Source organism: Fusobacterium perfoetens (assembly GCF_021531475.1).
In the GTDB taxonomy this organism is placed as follows: domain Bacteria; phylum Fusobacteriota; class Fusobacteriia; order Fusobacteriales; family Fusobacteriaceae; genus Fusobacterium_B.
Map to the genome: position 1 here is coordinate 1 of NZ_JADYTX010000012.1, position 23,200 is coordinate 23,200.

The 23,200-nt window shown below is 29.0% G+C and carries 20 protein-coding genes; 14 read left to right on the top strand and 6 right to left on the bottom strand.

The window, feature by feature from the left end:
• Positions 1-81: 81 nt before the first annotated feature.
• The 4 genes from I6E15_RS04005 to I6E15_RS04020 all read right to left on the bottom strand — a co-directional run bounded on the left by I6E15_RS04005 (position 82) and on the right by I6E15_RS04020 (position 2,962).
• Entirely contained in the window at positions 82-585 is a 504-nt protein-coding gene (locus I6E15_RS04005) for a flavodoxin (protein ID WP_235244673.1), read from the bottom strand.
• Positions 586-599: 14 nt separating this feature from the next.
• Positions 600-1,307 (bottom strand): tRNA threonylcarbamoyladenosine dehydratase, encoded by a 708-nt coding sequence (locus I6E15_RS04010; protein ID WP_235244675.1) that lies wholly within the window; start codon positions 1,305-1,307, stop codon positions 600-602.
• Positions 1,297-1,548 carry an acyl carrier protein gene (locus I6E15_RS04015; protein WP_235244677.1) on the bottom strand — a complete coding sequence of 84 codons (252 nt, stop codon included), beginning with the start codon at positions 1,546-1,548 and terminating at the stop codon, positions 1,297-1,299. Before I6E15_RS04015 ends, I6E15_RS04010 begins: the two co-directional genes overlap by 11 nt.
• 343 nt (positions 1,549-1,891) lie before the next feature.
• The gene (locus I6E15_RS04020) at positions 1,892-2,962 is read right to left on the bottom strand and encodes an AbrB family transcriptional regulator (protein WP_235244693.1); all 1,071 of its coding nucleotides are present in this window, start codon (positions 2,960-2,962) and stop codon (positions 1,892-1,894) included.
• 105 nt (positions 2,963-3,067) lie between these two features.
• Here I6E15_RS04020 and I6E15_RS04025 point away from each other — a divergent pair, with 105 nt between their 5' ends.
• Complete coding sequence (locus I6E15_RS04025; protein WP_235244701.1) at positions 3,068-3,457, top strand: VOC family protein; 390 nt, start codon at positions 3,068-3,070, stop codon at positions 3,455-3,457.
• Positions 3,458-3,536: 79 nt separating this feature from the next.
• Here I6E15_RS04025 and I6E15_RS04030 read toward each other — a convergent pair whose 3' ends face one another.
• Positions 3,537-4,364 carry an MBL fold metallo-hydrolase gene (locus I6E15_RS04030; RefSeq protein ID WP_235244709.1) on the bottom strand — a complete coding sequence of 276 codons (828 nt, stop codon included), beginning with the start codon at positions 4,362-4,364 and terminating at the stop codon, positions 3,537-3,539.
• A gap of 182 nt (positions 4,365-4,546) precedes the next feature.
• Here I6E15_RS04030 and I6E15_RS04035 point away from each other — a divergent pair, with 182 nt between their 5' ends.
• From I6E15_RS04035 to I6E15_RS04090, 12 genes are all read left to right on the top strand, one after another.
• A complete protein-coding gene (locus tag I6E15_RS04035; RefSeq protein ID WP_177160977.1) occupies positions 4,547-4,738 on the top strand; it encodes a hypothetical protein in 192 nt (63 codons plus the stop codon).
• A 214-nt stretch (positions 4,739-4,952) separates the two neighbouring features.
• A complete protein-coding gene (gene ligA / locus I6E15_RS04040) occupies positions 4,953-6,962 on the top strand; it encodes an NAD-dependent DNA ligase LigA (protein WP_235244711.1) in 2,010 nt (669 codons plus the stop codon).
• A gap of 78 nt (positions 6,963-7,040) precedes the next feature.
• Positions 7,041-9,695 carry a preprotein translocase subunit SecA gene (secA, locus tag I6E15_RS04045; protein WP_235244719.1) on the top strand — a complete coding sequence of 885 codons (2,655 nt, stop codon included), beginning with the start codon at positions 7,041-7,043 and terminating at the stop codon, positions 9,693-9,695.
• 30 nt (positions 9,696-9,725) lie between these two features.
• A complete protein-coding gene (locus I6E15_RS04050) occupies positions 9,726-10,442 on the top strand; it encodes a hypothetical protein (RefSeq protein WP_177160980.1) in 717 nt (238 codons plus the stop codon).
• A gap of 133 nt (positions 10,443-10,575) precedes the next feature.
• Positions 10,576-11,571: an ADP-glyceromanno-heptose 6-epimerase gene (rfaD, locus tag I6E15_RS04055; protein ID WP_235244741.1), complete on the top strand. Its 996-nt coding sequence runs from the start codon at positions 10,576-10,578 to the stop codon at positions 11,569-11,571.
• 13 nt (positions 11,572-11,584) lie between these two features.
• Positions 11,585-12,391 carry an undecaprenyl-diphosphate phosphatase gene (locus I6E15_RS04060; RefSeq protein ID WP_235244743.1) on the top strand — a complete coding sequence of 269 codons (807 nt, stop codon included), beginning with the start codon at positions 11,585-11,587 and terminating at the stop codon, positions 12,389-12,391.
• A gap of 30 nt (positions 12,392-12,421) precedes the next feature.
• Positions 12,422-13,477 carry a type IV pilus twitching motility protein PilT gene (locus tag I6E15_RS04065; RefSeq protein ID WP_235244745.1) on the top strand — a complete coding sequence of 352 codons (1,056 nt, stop codon included), beginning with the start codon at positions 12,422-12,424 and terminating at the stop codon, positions 13,475-13,477.
• A 12-nt stretch (positions 13,478-13,489) separates the two neighbouring features.
• Positions 13,490-14,890, top strand: a complete 1,401-nt coding sequence (locus I6E15_RS04070) for a coproporphyrinogen III oxidase (protein WP_235244755.1) — start codon at positions 13,490-13,492, stop codon at positions 14,888-14,890.
• A gap of 12 nt (positions 14,891-14,902) precedes the next feature.
• Positions 14,903-15,400: a ComEA family DNA-binding protein gene (locus tag I6E15_RS04075; protein WP_235244763.1), complete on the top strand. Its 498-nt coding sequence runs from the start codon at positions 14,903-14,905 to the stop codon at positions 15,398-15,400.
• 9 nt (positions 15,401-15,409) lie between these two features.
• Positions 15,410-16,312, top strand: coding sequence for an Hsp33 family molecular chaperone HslO (hslO, locus tag I6E15_RS04080; RefSeq protein WP_235244765.1), 903 nt, complete (start codon positions 15,410-15,412; stop codon positions 16,310-16,312).
• Positions 16,313-16,431: 119 nt separating this feature from the next.
• The gene (locus I6E15_RS04085) at positions 16,432-17,214 is read left to right on the top strand and encodes a formate/nitrite transporter family protein (protein WP_235244779.1); all 783 of its coding nucleotides are present in this window, start codon (positions 16,432-16,434) and stop codon (positions 17,212-17,214) included.
• An 18-nt stretch (positions 17,215-17,232) separates the two neighbouring features.
• Complete coding sequence (locus I6E15_RS04090; RefSeq protein WP_235244781.1) at positions 17,233-18,264, top strand: hypothetical protein; 1,032 nt, start codon at positions 17,233-17,235, stop codon at positions 18,262-18,264.
• Between the two features lie 342 nt (positions 18,265-18,606).
• Here the strand turns inward: I6E15_RS04090 and I6E15_RS04095 are convergent, their stop codons facing one another.
• The gene (locus I6E15_RS04095; protein WP_235244797.1) at positions 18,607-19,773 is read right to left on the bottom strand and encodes a dicarboxylate/amino acid:cation symporter; all 1,167 of its coding nucleotides are present in this window, start codon (positions 19,771-19,773) and stop codon (positions 18,607-18,609) included.
• A 210-nt stretch (positions 19,774-19,983) separates the two neighbouring features.
• On the opposite strand from I6E15_RS04095, the gene I6E15_RS04100 reads away from it, so the two are divergent.
• Positions 19,984-23,022: a UvrD-helicase domain-containing protein gene (locus tag I6E15_RS04100; protein WP_235244805.1), complete on the top strand. Its 3,039-nt coding sequence runs from the start codon at positions 19,984-19,986 to the stop codon at positions 23,020-23,022.
• The last annotated feature ends 178 nt before the right edge of the window (positions 23,023-23,200 follow it).

Genomic DNA, 23,200 nt, shown 5'->3' on the forward strand with positions numbered 1-23,200 from the left:
ATAACAGTTTGTAGGGGAGTTCTGATACTCCCCTATAAAAATGGCTATTTATCAACTGTTTGTTGTGACATAGCCTTAATTTTAATAAAATTCTTTTGTAATTTCTTTAATCCAAGCAAATACTCTATCAGGAGTTTCATCATCTTGGTTATTTTCATCAAGGGCAAGACCTACGAATTTATCTCCGATAACAGCTTCGCTCTCTTTATAAAGATATCCTTCATTAGAAGTCATTCCGATAACTTCTCCACCTCTTGCTGTAACTATATCATATAGTTTTCTCATACCTTCAACAAAAGATTCTCCAAAAGTAAATTGGTTTCCAAGTCCTACAAGAGCGACTTTCTTATCAGTAAAATCCATATTTTCAAGTTCACTTCTATGGCTTTCCCAATCTCTTTGTAATTCTCCAACTCCATAAGTAGGTGTTACAAGGATAAGATTTTTATAATTTTCAATCTCTCCAATACCGTCAGCCACATTAAATATTTCGTGGTCGATTTTTCTTAAGTTAAAATCTATTTCATCTGCAATAGCCTCTGTTTTACCAGAAGTTGTTCCATAAAATACTCCTATTTTTTCCATTTTTTTCTCCTTTATTATTTTAAATTACAAATATCTTTTATAACTTCACCAGCTATAATAAGACCTGCCACTGATGGCACAAAAGAAATACTTCCAACATTCACAGATTTTTCTCTGCTTCCCTCTTCATTAATAGGTTTTATTGGATTTTCCTTTGAGTATAAAACTTTTAATTTTTTAATTCCTCTTGCTTTTACCTCTTTTCTAATTACACGAGCCAAAGGGCAAACAGAGGTTTTTGATATATCAGCTATCTCCAATAAAGTTGGGTCAAGTTTGTTTCCAGTCCCCATTGATGAAATTATTGGGATACCAAGTCTAGCACTATTTTCTATAATGCTAAGTTTAGAAGTGACCATATCAATAGCATCAACTATATAAGTATAATTTTTATTTTCAAAAAATTTATCACTGTTTTCTTTTAGATATTTTTCGTTGATTTTATTGATTTTAATATCAGGATTTATAGATTTAGCTCTTTTTTCGATAAGGTCAGTCTTTCTTTCTCCAACAGTATCCATTGTGGCTATAATCTGTCTGTTAATATTAGTTATATCCACAGTGTCGTAGTCAACGATTGTTAATTCTCCAACACCACCACGAACTAATCCTTCAACTACATATCCTCCCACTCCTCCAAGTCCAAAGACAAGTACATGGGAATTTTTAAGTTTTTCTAAATTTTCTTTTCCAATTAATAATTCTTCTCTTTTAAATATCATTTTTCTCCAATTTTTTATCAGTATGTTCTATAAGTTCTTTAAAAGTTATAATATGTATTGCCTCAGCGTAAGGGATAGACACTCCAAATCCAACTTCAATCTCACTTATAATATTTGCTATATCAAAAGAATCAGCACCTAAATCTTTGAATAAATCTGCATCATCTACGATAGATGAATAGGGGATTTCAAGTTGTTCCTCTATTATTTTTTTAATTCTTTCTATTTGATTTAATTCCATAGATTTCACTTCCTTAATAATTTACTGCTAATATATTATATAATATTTAGAGAAAAATTTAAAGTATAAATTCCATAATTGTTATGATTAAAGAGTTTTATATAATTAAAAATTACTCCATATTCCAGAAATCTGATTTAGTGAATAAGAAAATAAAAAATTACTCCAGACTTCAATAAGTTGATTAACTACGGCTTATCTCACTAAAAGCATAAAACTCACTACGCTCAAACAGTTATGCTTTTTAGCGTTCGATAATTCCTTGTTAATCTAACTTCTTTCAGTAATTTTCGTAATTTTTTAAATTTTCTTTATTAGGTAGAATGTAACTTTTAATATAATTTTAAATAAAGAAATCCTTAATTATATTAATAATTATGGGATAGATTGCCACCACAGTTACAAGTCTAAAAAACTGCATTGTGGCTACCTTAGGAGTATCAGCTCCAAGTTCACTAGCAATTATAGATATATCAGACATTCCACCGGGAGCTGTTGCAAAAAGAGAAGTCTCTACACTAAAATCAGTTATCTTATAAATTAAAATTCCAAGTAAAAGATTCATCAAACAAAATCCCATAATTACAATTCCAACAGGAATAAAAATTTCTTTAAGGCTTACAATATCTCCAAGTGTCATCTTAGCTCCAATTAAAGCTCCAGCTAATACTTGGATAAGTTGTCTTAGTCTTAGTGGCATAAAAGCGTTGCTAGAATAAATATTATAAATAGCAGTAGCCACCATTGATAAAGTCATAGCACCAGATGGAATATTTAATATTTTTCCAATAACTCCTCCGATAGCTCCTATAACTAAAGTTATAAATACCTTTACAAATTTTTCTTTTTGGCTAAGATATAAGAAAGTATCTTCTTTGGAAGTATCAACTTTAGGAACAGTATTTTTTATATTTCCTTTTGATTTATTAAAGTTTTTTACAATTATTTTTATAAGTGCAGGGATAAGACTTACCACAGATATAAGACGTACCATTTGAAGTAAGGCTACCTTAGATGAGTCAGCTCCAAAATCATAAGAGATAATTGTCATATCAGTTAAACCTCCGGGAGCTGTTGCAAATAGAGCTGTTACCATATCAAGTGGTGTAAACTTATAAATAAAATATCCCATTAGAAAATTAACAATTCCCATTAAAATTACCATAATAAGACTTGGCAAGAAAATATTTTTAAGTCCTTTTACATCATTGGCTGTAATTTTTGCACCAATAAATGTTCCAGTAGAGATTTGGGCGATAATTTTATATGATTGTGGTAAATCAGCATTATTTGTTAATATGTTAAAAATAGCCACAGCAAATAAAGAGCCTATCATAGCACCTGCAGGAACTTTAAGTTTAAGAGCTATCATAGCACCGATAAGTCCTACCAATAAAGTAATTATAAAAAACATATCCCCTCACCCCTTTGTATACACCGCTTTTAATATAATTATACTACAAGAAAATACAAAAATAAAGTATAATATAGTAAAATAAAATGATTTTGGAGGATAGTTATGTTAAATATAGAAAATATTCATCATGTTGCAATAATAGCGTCAGATTACAAAAAATCAAAGGAGTTTTATACAAAAATTTTAGGTTTCCAAATAGAAAAGGAAACTTACAGAGAAGAGAGAGACTCTTATAAATTAGATTTAAAAATAAATGGACTTTATCAAATAGAGCTTTTTTCTTTTCCAAATGCTCCAAAAAGAGTTACTAACCCAGAGGCAAGAGGTCTAAGACATCTAGCTTTTCAAGTGGCTGACTTAGAAAAAGAGGTAGAAGAGTTAAATAAAAATGGAATATCAACAGAGCCAATAAGAGTTGATGAGGTTACAGGAAAAAGATTTACTTTTTTTAGAGATCCAGATGATTTACCACTAGAATTATATGAAAAATAAAAAAAGAACTGTTGCATTTTTTAGAAGTAGGTAATAAAAAGTTTAATCTACTTTCTAATTTTGCAACAGTCCTTTTAAATTAAAATATTTTTATCTCATCTCCAGTATTTAAAGAACAGCTTAAGAAATCCTTGTCATTTTTAATAAGCTCAACTATTTTTTCACCAGAACAGTGAGAGAAACCAAGAAGTTTAACTCCAAGTTTTTTAAGTTCTACTAAAGTTTTAGCAAGACGTTCATCACTAGCCTCTACAAGATGTGTTCCCCCATAAACTGCACATATATCCATATTAAATCTTTCTTTTATAGTTGATAGTATATTTAAAATCCCTGGGTGAGAGCAACCTGTAACTACAACAAGTCCCTCATCAGTTTTTATAACCAAAGATATCTCATCACGAAAATCATCTATTTGAATTTTTCCATCTCTTTCCACTACAAATCTAGCTGGACTTTTTTCAAAATCATAATTTCTTTTAAAATTACCAACTAAATAAACATTTTCTTGTAGCTCTAGCATATCATCACAGATAATATGTTCAATCCCATTACCTTCTAAGAAATCTTTATTAAATCCACAACCAAGATAAGTGTATTTCATTCCATCAAAAGAGTATTTAGGGTCAAAATAATTTTTTCCAGTGATAAGTTTTTTGATTTTAAAATTGTCTACCAAATCTAAAAATCCACAAGAGTGGTCATAGTGAGAGTGGCTACAAATTACAGTATCGATTTTTGATAAGTCGATATTCATTTTTCTAGCATTTTTTATAAATTTATCTCCACCGCTACAATCAAATAGATAAGATTTATCATCAACAGTCACAAAAAAAGATAATCCGTGTTCAAAAGCTAAAGCACGATTTCTCGAACCAGTATTTTCCAATAAAGTTTTTATAGTTATCATTTTTTCCTCCAAGTTTTTTATTAGATTATACCACATCTTGTTAAAAAGTGATTTAATTTTTAAGAAAGTGTTTACAATTTGCTCTATTTCTAATGAAAAATAAAAAATATATATAAATCCTTGAAAAAATGCAATGAAAGGACTATAATCAAATTGCTGGAGAGAATAGGAGATGATTTTTGATGAAAGAACATAAATATGTAAACTTTTCTCAGGAGGCAGACGTACACTATATAATAAATAAATATCATAAAAAAGAGCACGAGGCTGTAAAAGAATATCTTGAGACTTTAAAAGGTCAAAAAAATTTAACTCATGATGAAGTTTTTGCTTTAATAGAGAAAAATTTAAAATTCAAAAAAATAGCTAAGTAGTTTACTTTGATTAAATATATTTTTTAATTTATAGCTCCAGTACAAAGAGGGGTTGTTGCAAGTTTAAGAATATATGATTAAAAATTATTATAAATTTTGTAATTTTTAATTTATATTTTTATTTTCTAAGAGTGCAATAACTCCATTTTTTTATATTAAAAATACTTGTAATATGATATAATATTGTGAAAAATAAAAGCACGAAAGGAAGTTTATGAAAAAAGAAGAGAGAATAAAAGAGCTAAGAGAACTTATAGAAAAATATAGTTACTATTATTATACATTAAACGAAAGTCTTATCTCTGACGTAGAGTTTGACAAGCTTTTAAAAGAGTTAGAAGAGTTAGAAAAAGTAAATCCACAATATTCGATGTTTGACTCACCAACAATGCAAGTAGGGTCAAGCCTTAAGAATACAAAATTTAGTAAAGTTACTCATAAAGAAAAGATGTTAAGCCTTTCTAATAGTTATAATATTGGAGAGATAGAGGATTTTATAAAAAGAGTGGATAAACTTTTGGAAAATAGAAAAAAACCAAGCTATGTCCTAGAAGTTAAACTAGACGGACTTTCAATTAGTGTAACCTATAAAGATGGAAAACTTGTTCAAGGGGTTACAAGAGGAGATGGAGTAATTGGAGAGGATGTAACAGAAAATATTTTACAAATCCAAAGTATTCCAAAATTCTTAAAAGAAAAAATTGATATAGAGGTAAGGGGAGAAATCGTTTTACCAATCAGCAAATTCCAAAAAATAAATGAAAAAAGATTAGCTAATGGTGAAGAGATATTTGCAAACCCAAGAAATGCGGCGAGCGGTACATTAAGACAACTTGACCCAGAGATAGTAAAAGAAAGAGGTCTTGATTGTTATTTCTATTTCGTTGTTGGTGGAGAAAAATATGGTATCAAAACTCATAGAGAGGCTTTTGATTTCATAGAAAAAATTGGTCTTAAGACAACAGGAATTGACGAAGTATTAACATCAGTTGAAGAGATAGATAAACGTATTGAGTATTGGAAAGATGCAAGAGAGAAACTAGACTATGAAACAGACGGAATGGTTTTAAAAGTAAACGAGATAGAGTATTGGGAAGTTTTAGGAAATACTACAAAATCTCCTAGATGGGCAATAGCATATAAATTCCCAGCAAAACAAGTGTCAACAAAACTTTTAGGTATTACTTGGCAAGTTGGAAGAACTGGAAAAGTTACACCAGTGGCAGAACTTGAAGAGGTAGAAGTATCAGGTAGCCGTGTAAAAAGAGCTAGTCTTCACAACTTTGATGAAATAGTTAGAAAAGATATTAAAATTGGAGATAAAGTATTTATAGAAAAGGCAGCTGAGATTATACCGCAAGTTGTAAAATCTATAAAAGAACTTAGAACTGGAGAGGAACAAGAGGTTTTAGCACCTACAACTTGCCCAATCTGTGGAACAGCACTGGAAAAAGAAGAGGGGCTTGTGGATCTAAAATGTCCTAACCCAAGTTGCCCTGCAAAAGTTCAAGGAAGATTTGAATATTTTGTATCTCGTGATGGAATGAATATAATAGGTCTTGGTCAAAAGATAGTTGAAAGATTTTTAGAGCTAGGTTACTTAAATGATGTAACAGATATTTATAGACTTTCAGAACATAGAGAAGAGATGGAAGCCTTAGAAAAAATGGGTAAAAAAAGTGTAGAAAATCTTTTAAACTCAATCGAAGAAAGTAAACAAAGAGAGTATTCAAAGGTTTTATACTCACTTGGTATCCCAGAAGTTGGAAAATTTATGGCAAATCTTTTAGCTGACGAAAGCGGTAGCATAGATAGACTTATGGAAATGACAAAAGATGAGCTACTTATGATAAATGGAGTTGGAGAAAAAGTGGCTGATTCTATTATAAATTTCTTTGCAAGTGAAGAAAATTTAGAGATAATAGAAAAATTAAAAGGCTTTGGTTTAAACTTTTCTGGGGAAAAACAGTCTAAGGTAGAGAAGAACGTTTTTGAAGGAAAAACTTTTTTAGTCACTGGAAAGCTAACTAAATTTACAAGAGAGGGGATAAAAGAGGAGATAGAGAAGTTCGGAGGAAAAAATCTATCTGCTGTAAGTAAAAACTTAGATTATTTAATAGTCGGAGAAAAAGCTGGAAGTAAACTTAAAAAAGCCCAAGAAATTGGTACTATAAAAATAATTACTGAAGATGAATTTTTTAACATTGTAAGTGAAAAAGAGTAATAATTTGACTATTAAATAAGATTATGATATATTAATTATGTATAATTGTAAAAACTAGAATGGAGAGGAAATGAAAATATGATAACTGGTCTATTGAAGATGATTTTTGGTACTAAAAACGACAGAGAGATAAAAAGAATTCAAAAGAAAGTAAAAATGATTAACGCCTTAGAAGGAGATTATTCAAAACTTACTGATGAAGAATTAAAAGCTAAAACTGAAGAGTTTAAAGCTAGACTTGCAAAAGGTGAAACTTTAGATGATTTATTAGTAGAAGCTTTTGCAGTAGTAAGAGAAGCATCAAAAAGAGTTTTAGGAATGAGACACTATGATGTGCAACTTATCGGAGGAATTGTTCTTCACGAAGGAAAAATCACAGAGATGAAAACAGGAGAAGGAAAAACATTGGTTGCCACTTGTCCAGTTTACTTAAATGCTCTTACTGGAAAGGGAGTTCATATAATCACAGTTAATGACTACCTAGCAAAAAGAGACAAGGAACAAATGGGAAGAGTTTATGAATTCTTAGGTCTTACAACTGGAGTTATTCTTAATGGACTAGAAAATGAAGAGAGAAAGAAAGCTTATCAAGCTGATGTAACTTATGGAACTAACTCTGAATTTGGATTTGACTACCTAAGAGATAATATGGTAGGAAGATTAGAAGATAAAGTTCAAAGAAAATTAAACTTCTGTATAGTAGACGAAGTTGACTCAATATTAATTGACGAAGCTAGAACACCACTTATCATATCTGGTGCTGCTGAAAATACAGCAAAACTATATCAAACTTTCTATAAAATAGCTACTTTCCTTGAAAGAAGTAGAGAAACAGAAAAAATAACAGATGTTAAAAAGAAAAAAGAAATGAACATTCCAGATGAAGTTTGGAAAGATTATGAAGTTGATGAAAAAGCAAAAAATATCGTTCTAACTGAAAAAGGTATTAAAAGAGTTGAACAAATGCTTAATATAGAAAATCTTTATTCTCCAGAAACAATCGAATTAACTCACTACTTAATGCAATGTTTAAAAGCAAAAGAGTTATTTGAAAGAGATAAAGATTATTTAATCAGAGAAAATGAAGTAGTAATAATAGACGAATTTACAGGAAGAGCTTTAGAGGGAAGAAGATATTCTGACGGTCTTCACCAAGCAATCGAAGCTAAAGAGGGAGTAAAAATAGCTGGAGAAAACCAAACTCTTGCATCTATCACTTTACAAAACTACTTTAGAACGTATGAAAAACTTTCTGGTATGACAGGTACAGCTGAAACAGAAGCTACTGAGTTTATGTTTATCTATGGATTAGCTGTTGTAATTATCCCTACAAATAAACCAGTTATAAGAAAAGACAACGGAGATATAATCTACAAAACTCATGAAGAAAAAATCGAAGCTATCGTTGCAAAAATAAAAGAACTTTATGATAAAGGACAACCAGTATTAGTTGGTACAATCACTATTCAAGGTTCAGAACTTTTATCAAACGAATTAAAAAAATTAAATATACCTCACAATGTATTAAATGCTAAGTTCCACGAAAAAGAAGCTGAAATCGTTGCTCAAGCAGGAAGATACAAAGCTGTAACTATTGCTACAAACATGGCAGGTAGAGGGACTGACATAATGCTTGGAGGAAATCCAGAATTTATGGCAAAATCAGTTGCTAAATCACAAGAAGAATATGATGAGTTATTAGGAAAATATAGAACTCAATGTGAAGAAGAAAAAGAAAAAGTAAAATCACTTGGAGGATTATATATTCTTGGAACTGAAAGACACGAATCAAGAAGAATTGATAACCAATTGAGAGGAAGATCTGGAAGACAAGGAGACCCAGGAGAATCTCAATTCTATCTATCTCTTGAAGATGATTTAATGAAACTATTCGGTTCTGACAGAGTAAAAACTGTTATGGAAAAATTAGGAATGGAAAGAGGAGAACAAATCACTCATAGAATGATAACAAAAGCTATTGAGAACGCTCAAAAGAAAGTTGAATCAAGAAACTTTGGAATCAGAAAATCTTTACTTGAATTTGACGACGTAATGAACAAACAAAGAGAGGCAATCTATGCAAGTAGAAATGAAGCTCTTTCTAAAGATGACTTAAAAGAAACAATAATTGCAATGCTAAGAGGAAGTATCCAATCAGCAGTAATCGAAAGATTTGTTGGAGAATATAAAGAAGAGTGGGATATAAAAGGTCTTGCTGAATTCTTAGAAGAAAAATATGGATATGTAATAGAAAACTTAGATGATTATAAAGCTTATGGTATTGAAGAATATGCCGATAAATTAGCTGATGAGTTAGAAGCAAAATATAACGAAAAAGAAGCAGAAATCACTCCAGAAATAATGAGACAAATTGAAAAATATGTTTTATTAGAAGTTGTTGATAACAGATGGAGAGAACACCTTAAAGCTCTAGATGGTTTAAGAGAGGGAATTTACTTAAGATCTTATGGACAAAGAGACCCTATCGTTGAATATAAATTACTTTCTGGAGATTTATATGGAAAAATGCTAGAAACAATAAAAAGAGAAACAACTTCTTATATGTTTAAAGTAATGGTAAGAAATCCAGAAGACGAGGCTAAAATAGAACAAGTTGAAGTTGAGGATTTAACAAAAGAAGAAGATAACGTAAATATTGGTGGACCAGATAATCCAGACGCACCTTGTGCTTGTGGAAGTGGAAAACCTTATAATAGATGTTGCGGAAGATAAAAAAGAAACTAATAAAGGTATGGTGATAAAATGAAAAAAGCTTTACTAATAATGTCAGTTTTAGTTTTAGGTGCTTGTAGCTCTCTAAAAAATAACGAAAGACAAGTTACAACAGATGAGATGAAAAACTGGGAACAAACTATATCAAAAGCTGTAGTAGAAAGTGCTTATATATCAGATGAATATGGAAATGAAGATCCAATCTATTACTTAAGAAAAACTGGTAAAATGTCAGAAAAAGATTTTAACTTCTTAAGTACACTAACTACTAAAAAAGAGATGGACGAGGAAGATATAGAAAAATTCCAAAAACTTTTAAATAAATATCCAAATAAAATAGATAGAAAATTCTTCTTAGAAGATACTAACTTAAAAAATCCAAAAGGATTAGTTGATAAAATGGTAGCAGATTCTCGTCTTAGAATGGCTAACCCATCAAACCACATAGCAACTCAAGTGGCTAGTGAAGAAGAGTGGCAAGATATAGTTACTCTTTCTCAAAAATCTGATTTAGATGAAAAAGATACTAAAAAATTAAGAAAACTTTTAAATAAATTTATAAAAAGAAAAGAGTTCTTTGATGAAAGAAGTTGGTACGGAGCTGAGATCTCTGAAAGATTAGAAGAGATAGTAGGAAAAGCAAAAGTTGGATATGAAGATAAAAAACAACTTAACAATATAAATGCAAAAGCATTATACATAGCTTATCCTGATTATTTATCACCATTAGAAAGATGGAAAGATTAATTTAGATGGCGTCTTCAAGACGCCATTTTTTGATGAAAAACCAATAAATCACTTTAAAATTTTAGTAAAAAATGGTAAAATCTATATAAGTATATAAATAAGACACAAATGGGTAGAAGAAAGGAGAACTTTTATGATTATAGTAACTGGAGCAGCAGGATTTATAGGAAGTGCTTTTATATGGAAATTAAATGAAATGGGAATAAATGATATCTTAGCTGTTGACAAAATGAGAACTGAGGATAAATGGTTAAACTTAAGAAAAAGAGATTATGCTGATTGGGTAGATAGAGATGATCTTTTTGCTTGGTTAGAAGATCCAGAAAATGCTAAAAAAATAACAGGAGTTGCTCACTTTGGAGCTTGTTCAGCTACAACTGAAAAAGATGGAGATTATTTAATGAGCAATAACTATGGATATACAAAAAAATTATGGGAGTTCTGTGCAAAACAAAATATAAACTTTGTAAATGCTTCATCAGCAGCAACTTATGGAGCTGGAGAGTTAGGATATGATGATGATATATCTGTAGAAGAATACAAAAAACTTATGCCATTAAATAAATATGGATATTCAAAAAAATTATTTGATGACTGGTCATTTAAACAAACAAAAACTCCAAAACAATGGATAAGCTGTAAATTCTTTAATGTTTATGGACCACAAGAATATCATAAAGGAAGAATGGCGTCAATGGTATTCCATACATTTAACCAATATAAAGAAAATGGAAAAGTAAAACTTTTTAAATCTCATAAAGAGGGATTTGGTGACGGAGGACAACTTAGAGATTTCGTTTATATAAAAGATATTGTTGATGTATTATATTTCTTCTTAACTGAAAAAGTAGAATCTGGAGTATACAATCTTGGAACTGGAGAGGCTAGAAGTTTTAGAGATCTGTCAATGGCTACTATGGAGGCAGCTGCTGGTAAAAAACTAAATGAAAAAGAAGTTATTGAATATGTTCCTATGCCAGAAGATTTAAGAGGAAAATATCAATATTATACAAAAGCTGAGATGGCTAAACTTGCAAGAACTGGTTATAATAAAAAATTCCATACTCTAGAAGAGGGAGTTTATGACTATGTTGTAAATTACCTTGCAAAAGAAGACCCATATCTATAGGAGGAAGTTTTAGATGAATCCATTTTTACTAGTAATAATTCTTGGGATAGTAGAAGGAGTTACAGAATTTTTGCCAGTTAGTAGTACTGGACATATGATTTTAGTGGAGAAATTTATAAACAGTCCCTATGTAACAAAAGCTTTTATGGATAACTTTTTGATAATAGTTCAACTTGGAGCGATACTTTCTGTTGTAATTTATTTCTGGAATGATATTCACCCTTTTGTAAAATCAAGAGAGGTCTTTGCTCAAAGATTAAATCTTTGGAGTAAAGTTATAGTTGGAGTTATACCAGCAGGAGTTTTAGGACTTTTATTAGATGATTATATTACAGAGTTTTTCTTAGGAAATACAACAGTAGTAGCGATTACTCTTATTCTTTATGGAATAATTTTCTGTTTCATCGAGGGAAAAATAAAAAAAGCTAATCCAATAACAAAGATAGAAGATATACCTTATAAATTAGCACTAGCTGTTGGATTTTTCCAATGCCTTGCTATGATACCAGGGACATCTCGTTCAGGTTCAACAATAATCGGTGCATTACTACTTGGACTTGCTAAAGGAGTAGCAGCAGAATTTTCATTTTTCTTAGCAATCCCAACAATGATGGGAGCTACACTTTTAAAAGTTGTAAAAAATGGTCTATCTTTTACACCATTAGAGTGGCAACTATTAGGAATAGGTTTTGTAGTATCTTTTATAGTTGCTTATGTAGTAATAAAATGGTTTATGGGATATATCAAAACTAAAACTTTTAGATTATTTGGAATATACAGAATAATATTAGGAATATTGGTTTTATTATTTTTAAGATAATAAAATTTTAAATATTGGGAAGGAGAATCTATGAATAAAGAGATTTTTTTGGAAATGATAGCTAAGGGAAGAACTTACAAAGTAACCGACATTCATTTATCAGTAGATGAATTTCCAATTTTTAGGGTAAATGATAAAATATATAGATTTGAAGAGTATGAGGCTCTTACAAAAGAGGGGATTGAATCACTAGCTGAGGAGATTTTAACTTTTGAAGAGAGAGAAAGATTAGATGAAGAAAAAGAGATAGATCTGTCTTTTAGAGATTTAAGTGGAAATTGTAGAATAAATATATTTTACGAAAGGGGAAATCTTTCTTTTGCAGTAAGAATCATAAGAGATGAAATTCCTACAATAGAGGAGTTAAATCTAAGTGTAAAAGTAAATGATTTCTTTGATGAAAGACAAGGTTTAATAATTGTCTGTGGAAAAACAAGCTCTGGAAAAACTAGCACAATATCAGCTATGCTTAATAAATACAACAATGAAAATTGTTATAATATTTTAACATTGGAAGATCCTATCGAATATATTCACAAGAATAATAAATCTATAATAAGACAAAGAGAGATAGGAAAAGATGTAAAAAGTTATAAAGAGGGAATAAAATCAGCTCTAAGACAAAATGTAGATGTTATTATGATTGGAGAGTTAAGAGATAGAGAAAGCGTAGAAATGGCTTTAACTGCTGCTGAGACTGGTCACATTGTAATTACAACTCTACATTCAAACAGTGTAATTGATACAGTAGATAGACTTATTGGAATGTTTGGAGAGGAAAAAAGAGATTTTATCCAAAGACTTGTGGCATTAAATCTTATAGGAGTTATTCATCAAGAGTTTACAACTGGTATAGATGATGAGGCTCAACCTATAAAAGTTCCTATTTGTGAGATAATGTATATGAATAGTGGTATACAAAATCTTATAAAAAATGGAAAAATTTCACAAATATCTTCATTTATAGATGTCAGTGGAAGAAAAGGAATGCTTAATAAACAAGAATCTATAAAAGAACTTTATAGAGCTAAAAGATTTACAACTGAGCAATTTGAAAAAGAGATTAAAAATTTAAGAAAGATTTAATAGGAGTATGATTTGGAAATAAGATTGGACTTTGAGGCAAAGGAAAATACCATATATGAGTTTAAAAAAGTTCTTTTGCCTGAAGAAGATATAGATATTTTAGAGGTAAAGACCATAGAAGAAACTAAAGATTATATATCTTTGGAACTTTCTTGTGGAAATAGAAAAAAAATCTTTACTTTAAAAAATTATACAGATAGAATGGTAGACCAAAAAACAGTTATGGTAAAGGCTGGACTTTTACTTTTGTTTGATAAAGTTTATCCTTGGGGGGCTTTGGTTGGTGTTAGACCTACAAAACTTATAAGAAGATATCTTATTATGGGGTATACTTATGATGAGATTGATGAGATTTTAGAAAAACTTTATTTTGTGTTTCCTGAAAAAAGAAAACTTCTTATAGAGGTAGTGAAAAAAGAAAATGAATACCTAAACCCAAAAGGTATAAATATGTATGTAGGTATTCCTTACTGCCCTACAAGATGTAAATATTGTTCTTTCGCCTCATACGAGATAAATAGCAAACTTGGTAACTATTATGACGATTTTGTAAAAACTCTTATTGAGGAGATAAGACTTACTGGTGAGATGCTAAAAGATAAAGATGTAAAGATAGAATCTTTATATTTTGGTGGAGGTACACCAAGTATCTTAAAAGAAAAAGATCTAAAAGATATCTTAGAGGAACTTTATAAAAATATAGATCTTAGTCATTTAAAAGAATTTACATTCGAGGCTGGAAGAGAGGATACTCTTACGAAAGAAAAGTTAGAAATATTAAAAGAGATGAAAGTGGATAGAGTAAGTCTTAATCCACAGACTTTTAATGAAAAAGTTTTGAAAGAGCTTAATAGAAATTTTGATAAAAAACATTTTGATGAGATGTTTAGAGAGATAAAAAAACTTGGTTTTGTGGTAAATATGGACTTTATAATCGGTCTTCCGGGAGAGAGTGTTGAGGATATACTAAATACTTTTGAAACTGTAAAGGGATATGATATAGATAATCTTACTATACATTTCTTAGCTATAAAAAATGGTTCAACTCTTATTAAAAATAAATATAGAATAACTGAGATTGAAAGCCAAAGAATAGAGGATAAAATAAGAGAGGTAGTAGAGGAAAAAAATCTGAAACCATATTATCTATACAGACAAAAAAATAGTATGAACTGGGGAGAAAATCTTGGTTACTCTATTGAGGGAAAAGAATCTATATTTAATATAGAGATGATAGAGGAAAATCAATCAACTATCGGTCTTGGTGGAGGAGCTATCAGTAAAAAAGTAGAGATGATAGACGAAACAAGATTTTCAATAGTTAGATATATAAATCCAAAAGACCCATATATGTATATCTGTGAATTAAAAGACAGAATGAAACAAAAAGAGGAGTTATTTAAGAATTTATAAAAGGGGGAACATATGAAAAAAATCTATTTATTAATATGTAACTTTTTTATTATATTTTCTCTAGCTTTTTCACTGCAAAGTGAATACAAAGTAATCTATAGCGATAAAGGTTCAGGAAAACTTGATATCAATATTGCAAAACAAGAGGATATGTTAAAAGCTGGAGTGGCACCAAGTTATGTTTCAAAGATAATAAGTTTTAGAGATAAAAAAGGTGGCATAGAATCTCTTGATGAGCTTGATAGAATAAATGGTATAGGTAAGAAAACTTGTAAAAAACTTGAAAAATATTTTTTCGTAGGAGATAATTACAAGATAAATCCCCTTAAAATTAATAAAGCTGATGAAACTTTATTAAAATATTATGGCTTTTCAAAAGAGGAGATAAAGGCTATCCAAAAACTTAAAAAAGAAAATAAATATATAAGAAATAATATAGAATTAAGAAAAATTTTATCTAAAAAAAGCTATAACAAATACAAAGACTTATTTAGATATGATAGATATTAGGAGGAAAAATTGAAAAGTAGAATAATAAGAGGAGTTAGTAAAAACGCTAGATTTTTTGTAATAAACTCAACAGATGTAGTACAAAAGGCTTTAGAAATTCATAAATGTAGTCCAACAGCAATCGCTGGTTTTGGAAGATTTTTAACAGCAGGTCTTATAATGGGAGCATCACTTAAAGGAGATGATAAACTTTCTCTTATAACTGATACAGATGGACCAGTTAATAATATGGTTGTAACAGCAGACGCAAATGGTCATATAAAAGGATATTTATCGAATCCACAAGCTGATTTACCATTAAAACCAATAGTAAATCAACCAGATGTGGCAAACTTAATCGGAAAAGGAAGTCTTAGAGTAATAAAAGATATGGGACTTAAAGAACCATACTGCGGATTATCTGAAATTCAAACTGGAGAGATTGCAACAGACATAGCTTATTATTATGTAACTTCTGAACAAACTCCAACAGTAATCGCTTTAGGAGTAGATCTTCAAGATGAAAAAACTGTAAGATCAGCTGGTGGATATATGGTACAACTATTCCCGGGAGCTGACGAAAAATTTATAGATCTTTTAGAGGCAAAAATAAAAGCTATAAGAAATGTTACAGAACTTTTCAAAGGTGGAATGGACTTAGAAAGAATAGTAAAACTTCTATATGAAGATATGAGTGATGAAACTTATCAAAAACTTGTAGAAGATTATGAAATCTTAGAAGAGAGAGAAGTATCATATTACTGTGATTGTAATAAAGAAAAATATTATAAAGGTCTAATCACTCTTGGAAAAGAAGAGATATTAAATCTTTTAGAAGAACTTGATGGAACAATAGAAACTGAATGTCACTTCTGTGGTAAAAAATATCAATTCACTAAAGAGGATTTTAAAGAGTTTTTAGAAAGCAAATAGTATTGACATATTTAAAAAAAAGATGTTATACTGTTAAAGTGTTAAAAATATAAAAAATATAGATATAGCACATCAAATATGGTGTGCTTTTTAAAAAATATCAAAAAAAAGGAGATGAGATGTCGTTACATTTATTTCATAGTCCAGTTGAAGCTATTGAGGTTATAATAAAAGGAAATTTAAAAAAAGTTTATGGAGAGATAGAGAAAGTATTCTTAACAGGGATACTTGGTGGAGTTTTTATAGGAGTAGCTGGTATAGGTCAGATTTCTATAATTCAAAATGTTAATCCTGCCAATGAAAGTTTGATGAAGTTTATAGGAGCAGCGGTGTTTCCAGTAGGACTTATTCTTTGTTTATTGCTTGGAGGAACTCTTTTTACAGGAAACTGTCTACTGTTTGTAAATTATTTTAAAAAAGACATTACTCTTAAACAGATATGGAAAAATTTATCAATCACTTGGGTAGGAAACTTCATAGGTGGAGCTGGAGTGGCATTAATAAGTTATCTAGCTGGAATGTTTGACCCAATAACAATGCAAAATACAGTAGTAAATATTGCAACAGGAAAACTGGCTTTAAGTTTTTCAAAATGTATTTTCAGTGGATTTCTTTGTAATATATTGGTTATAGCAGGGATTTGGCTTTCGACTTCTTCAAAGGATTCAGCAGGAAAGTTCTATGGTTGTTGGTTTCCTATAATGCTTTTCGTAATAAGTGGATATCAACACGTAGTTGCTAATATGTTTATAATAACTATGGCAAAATTAGTTTCACCAGAATCTATTAATTTTTTAGGAAGTTTTGTAAGTCATTTTTTACCAGTTACAATAGGAAATTTTTTATCAGGAGGAATAGTTTTTCCAATGGTATTTTATTATCTATATGTTCACAAAAAGTAAAAAAAATGAGGAAAATTTATGAAGAGGAAAATATTAAATAGTTTTGTAGCTATGGGGATAATTTTTTATTTAGGTGGTTGTACATCTTTAAAAAATTATTTTGGCAAGAGAGATATAAAAAGTGCTACTACAATTTACAATAAAGAGGGGATAACTCTTAATGGTGTAAAAAAATTAGCTGACGGAATAGAGGCAATCCCTGATTCACAAGAGGGTCTATCACTTTTTAATGTTCAGTTTACTGAGATAATATCTGAAAAAAATCGGATACTAAAGAAAGAAAAAATATCAAAAGAGGATATAGAAAAACTTACAATCTTTATCTACATAGGAGAAAAAGCTGGAGAGCTAGTTGGAAAAGTTCCAAATATAGTTTTTAATAGAGAGAAGTATCTAAATTCTAAAAAAGAGATAATAAATAGATTTGAAAGATATATTTTAGATGAAGATTATAATACTTATTCAAGAGAGGATAAAATTAGAAAAATAAAAGAGTGTAAACACATTCTAAAATATGTATCAAGTCCTAAGATTTATACTCAGAAACTTAAATTAGAAGAGGAAGTAACTATTGATGTATCTATTGTTTCTACTAGACTTGGGTATGACACTCTTTCAAATGTAATCAGAGGAGAGCTATATAAACTTTCAACAGAGAATAAAAATCTTTTATTAGATGATTATATCTATTTTAGAGGTTATGGAAAAGATAGCGAAACAGATTATCTTGTAGAATTAGAACTTTTTAAAGAAAATGTCTATACTAAGAGAGTAGCTATAGAAGAAAATGAAAATAAAGAGAAAGTGTTTATAAAAGAAAAAGAGGTTGTTTTAGAGGGGTATTACAATCTTATAAAACTTTCAGATAGAAAAGTTCTTAATAGAAGACCTTTTAAAGTTAATAAAAATTATTCTATAAAAACTGTTCAAGGGGATAATCAGTTACTTTTTGATTCAGAAAGAGAGATTGTAGAAAAAGTTATAGATGAAGAATTAAGAGATATATTTATAAGAGATATAAATTTCTTAATAAGTGATTCAAATTTATAAAATATAAAGAGAAAGCTGTTGTAAAATTGAGGAATATAGGATTAAAAATTACTACAGATTACGAAAAATTGATTTATTATAAGCTCATCTCATTAAAATCACAAAACTCGCTAACGCTCAAACAGTTGTGATTTTTAGCATTCGATATCGCTTTATAAATCTAATTTTTCTCCATAATTTCCGTAATTTTTAATCTATATTCTTTTTAATAAAAAATGAAACAGCTTTTTATATTTTTTATAAAGTAGAGGTTATTACATTTTTAATTCTATATTTCTTAAACCACATCAAATAAAAAAAGTGCTGATGAACTCAGCACTTTCTTATATTATTTAGATTCAATTAATTTCTTTTTTTACCAAATAATCCGTTAAGAATCATTGTAAGAGCACCGTCACCAGTTACGTTACAAGCAGTACCGAAACTATCTTGAAGAGCGAATACTGTAAGCATTAAAGCAACTCCTGTATCGTCAAATCCAAGAACAGATATGATGATACCGATTGATGCCATAACAGTTCCACCAGGTACTCCAGGAGCTCCAACAGCGAATATTCCAAGTAAAACAACGAATAATAACATTGTTCCAAAAGAAGGAATACTTCCATATAATATTTTTGAAACAGTCATAACGAAGAATACTTCAGTTAAAACAGATCCACAAAGGTGAGTAGTTGCTCCTAATGGAACTCCAAAATTAACTATATCTTCATCAAGTACTGGAGATTGTTTAGCACATTTTAAAGCTACTGGTAAAGTTGCAGCAGATGACATTGTTCCAACAGCTGTTAAGTAAGCTGGTCCATAATGTCTTAAAACGTCCATAGGATTACATTTATTAACTATTCCTCCGATTGTATAAAGAACTGTTAACCAAATGAAGTGTCCAATTAAAACTATTACAATAACTTTTGCGAATACTGGGAATTGTTTTATAATTACACCTTCGTAAGATAAAGTTGCAAATGTAGTAGCAACGAATACTGGAAGAATAGGAATTATTATTCTGCTAACTATTGCAAGCATAATATCCCCAAATTCAACTAAAACATTTTCAAAATTTTTAGAGTTAGTCCATACAGTTGCAAGTCCAATGAATATTGCAAGTATAAGAGCTGTCATAACTGACATTGTAGGTGGAATTTCAACTTTGAATATAAGTTCAGGAATAACTTTTTTTGCATCATCAGCTGCTGAAACGATGCTAAGTATAGGGATTAAAGAATATCCAGCTATCATTGACATAACAGCTGCCCCAACAGATGAGAAATATGAAAGTCCAATCATAGTTCCAAGCATTTTACTTGCATTAGACTTCATTTGAGTTATTGCTGGTGCTATAAATCCAAGAATGATTAGCGGAACTACAAATGAAATTACTTGTCCCAATAAAAATTTAATAGTGTTGATTAGTCCGATTACAGTTTCGTTACTGTATAATCCAACTATAAGCCCTACTATTACTCCTAATATTAACTTTAATATTAGGGAATCTTTTAATTTTTCCATAAAGAAACCTCCTAAAATGAATAAATAAATATTAAATTACCCCACTAATAGATTGTAGCTCATTTTATAAAAAAAGTCAACATATTTGCATTAAAAAAAGTAATTTTGATTTAAAATCATTCATTTTAAAGGAAAAATAAAAATAGTTTATAATATGATGAAAATATAGTATAATAAAATAAGAACATTTATATAAAAAAGAGGAAAATTATGAAATTTTTAATTAGAGAAAACTTTTTTAAAAATATAAAAAAAGAAAAAATCAACGAGATAGAGAAAAATATAAATTATTTTTATCAAGAGATTTTAAAAAATATAAATAATATAAGAAATATACCAAAAGGTTTTTGGATAAAGAAAATAAATGGTGTAGAAAATAGATATGAATTTCGTGTAAATAATGGAGATAGAATTTTCTTTTCATTAGATAGACGTCAAGATGAAGAGGAAAAAATTACCTTTATATTATATTCAACTCACGACGGTGGAGTTAGAAAAGGAAAAAAAGCTCAGATAAAAGATGTAAGAGAGTTTGATATTGATAGAAGTGAATTTGTGGAAGAGAGTTTTGAAATTCCTCAAGAGGTTTATCTTGACTACAATCAAGTTATAAGTTATGAAGTGAAAGATGACGGAGAATTTATAAAGATAAGTGATAGTAAAAACAAATATTTCTACTATTATCTAAATGATGAACAATATGATGCTCTAAAAGAAAATACACCTCTTTTGGTGGCTGGTAGTGCAGGTAGTGGAAAAAGTACCATAACTATTAGAAAGATTTTAAATCTTGAGGAGTATAGAGAGGTTTATGGAGTAAAAAAAATAGCTTATTTTACAGGAAATAAACTTTTGAAAGAGAGTATAGAGGAGCAATACAATCTTTTTAGAGAGAAAGACACAGAGAAAATAACAGAGTTTTATACACCGAGAGAGTTTTATAAAAAAGTATTAAAGGTAGATACTAGAAAAATAGTTCGTCTTAAAAAATTTAAAGAGTTCTTAGCTTTCTCATTTCCAGATAGAAAAAAAATGAAAATAGAGGATTTTAATATCTATTTTGAGATAATGGGAATTTTAAAAGGTTTGATGTTTGACAAAAAGCCTGATAACTGGAATAGAGATCTGACTAAAAAACTTATTCCTTTTGATGAATATACAAGCCTTAACAAAAGTTATTCGCTACTTAGTTTTGAAGAGAAAGAGTTTATATATAGAATAGCTGAAAAATATGAAGAGTGGAAGTTTGAAAACGAGCTTTATGATATGAATGATTTGGCAGTAAAAAGTATCAATTCAAATATTAAATATGATTTTTTAGTAGTTGACGAGATACAAGACTTTACAGAAGTAGAGATATATTTTATGGCAAGTCTTATAAAAAATCCTGTAAATATTTTGCTTGCTGGAGATATTCACCAGATGATAAACTTTAACTCCTTTAGCTTTGAACGTCTTAGAAACTATTATTTTACAAAAAATATAAGAAATCAAGAGGTAATACTTAGTAAAAACTATAGAAATTCAAAGGATATAGTGGAACTTGCAAATTTCTTGACAGATCTTAGAAAAGAATATATTGGAAATCTTGGGGTAAAAGATTATAAAGAAAACTTTATAGTTGATAAAGGAAAGATAACTCTTATGAAACCAGACTATGAACTTCTTAAAAATATTCAAAAAGACGTTAAGTTTGCAATCTTAGTTTCATCTAAAGAGGAGAAATACAATCTTGATCGATTTTCAGATGTTCATATGAGGGTCTTTAGTATTGACGAGATAAAGGGGCTTGAGTATGATAATGTCATCTGTCTAAACCTTGCTACAACAAATCTATTTGCTTGGAAAAAGATTTTTAATGGAGAGGTAAAGAGAGACCAAAGATATAGAAAATATTTTAATCTTTTCTATGTAGGTATTACAAGATGTAAGAAAAATCTTATAATAATGGAAGATAAAATTCAAGGTAATCTTCTTCTTGAAAAGATAAAGGACTTTATAACAGAGGCAAACCAAGAGAATAAAGAGATACTTTCTAAAGAGATAAATATATCTAATAAAGAGGAATGGTTTGAAGAGGGAAAAAGATTATATAATGTAGAAAACTATGAAGAGGCACAAAAAGCTTTTGAAATGGCAGGTTGTCCTACTTGGATACTTGAAAAAAATATAGAAGAGGACATTGAAAACGGAGATTATAAACTTGCCCTTGATAAGATAAAAGAGAATAAACTTGATAAGAAAAAGAAACATTATGAAAATCTTATAATAGATACTACATTAAAAAGAGAGGAATATATAAAAAGTCTTATTTTTTCAGTAGAAACTTTTGATACACCTTATAGATATGTAGAGATTAAAAAAATATTCTTAGAAAAAATGAATGAGGAGTTTTTTACTAAGAAAGAGCTTGATAGAGCAGTAGCGATATTTAGCAAGAAACAAGAAAATAATATTCTAGGAGAGATCTACGAAAAACAAAAGAACTATACTTTGGCTTTAAACTTCTATAAAAAATCTGCCAACTATATAGGTATAGCAAAAATGAGAAGAAAGATTTTAGAAGAAAAGTTTAGTGAAAAGAAAGATCTAGATAGCAAAATCAAAATAGTCGAAGAGCTTTTAGGAAAAAAAGATATAAACTCTTATGATAAAAATAAACTAACTCCCCTTTACAACAGTCTAAAATACAAGGATATTGATATTATAGATATGCTTTTATTCTTAGGAGCTAAGAAAAATGTCAAAGTTCAAGGAAAATATGACATTCTTACATATATAGCTAAAGAAAATTTTGAAAATGCAATGGAGCTGTATAGATACTTTTATGATAAGGACTATGAATATATATTTAGTCCAAAGGTAGAAAGTCCAGTTGAATTTTCATTGAAAAATAGAAATAGAGAACTGACAGATATGATTATTAATATGAAACTTATGAGTGATGACTATAAAAGTGTAGAAACTAATCCGATAGATGTCTGTATATCCACTTATCAAGTAAAGTATTTTAAACTATTTTTAAATAAATTGGACTTAAATTTTTTAAGTGATAAATTTTTTGAAGAAATTTTTAAGATTATCTTAGGGCTAAAATCAGATGATGTGTTAGGAAAAAGAAAAAAAGATATTATGAAGAAGATATATTTAAGAATTTTGACCAAAAAAAGTGAAGAGTTAGTTAAAAAGCTTAAGGAAATAGAGCAAAAACCTGAAGAAAAAAATCTTGACAAAAAAGTAAAGTTATAGTACAATACTCTTCGAAAATTAATTTAGGAGGAAAAAATGAAAAGGTTAGACGGTTTTTTTAATGATAATAATTCTATATTTTTATTAAAAAAAGATAATCTTTTTGATTTTTTAATTTTTCAATTTGAGATATAACCATTTTTAGTGGTTATATCTTTTTTTTATAAATTTTGGGAGG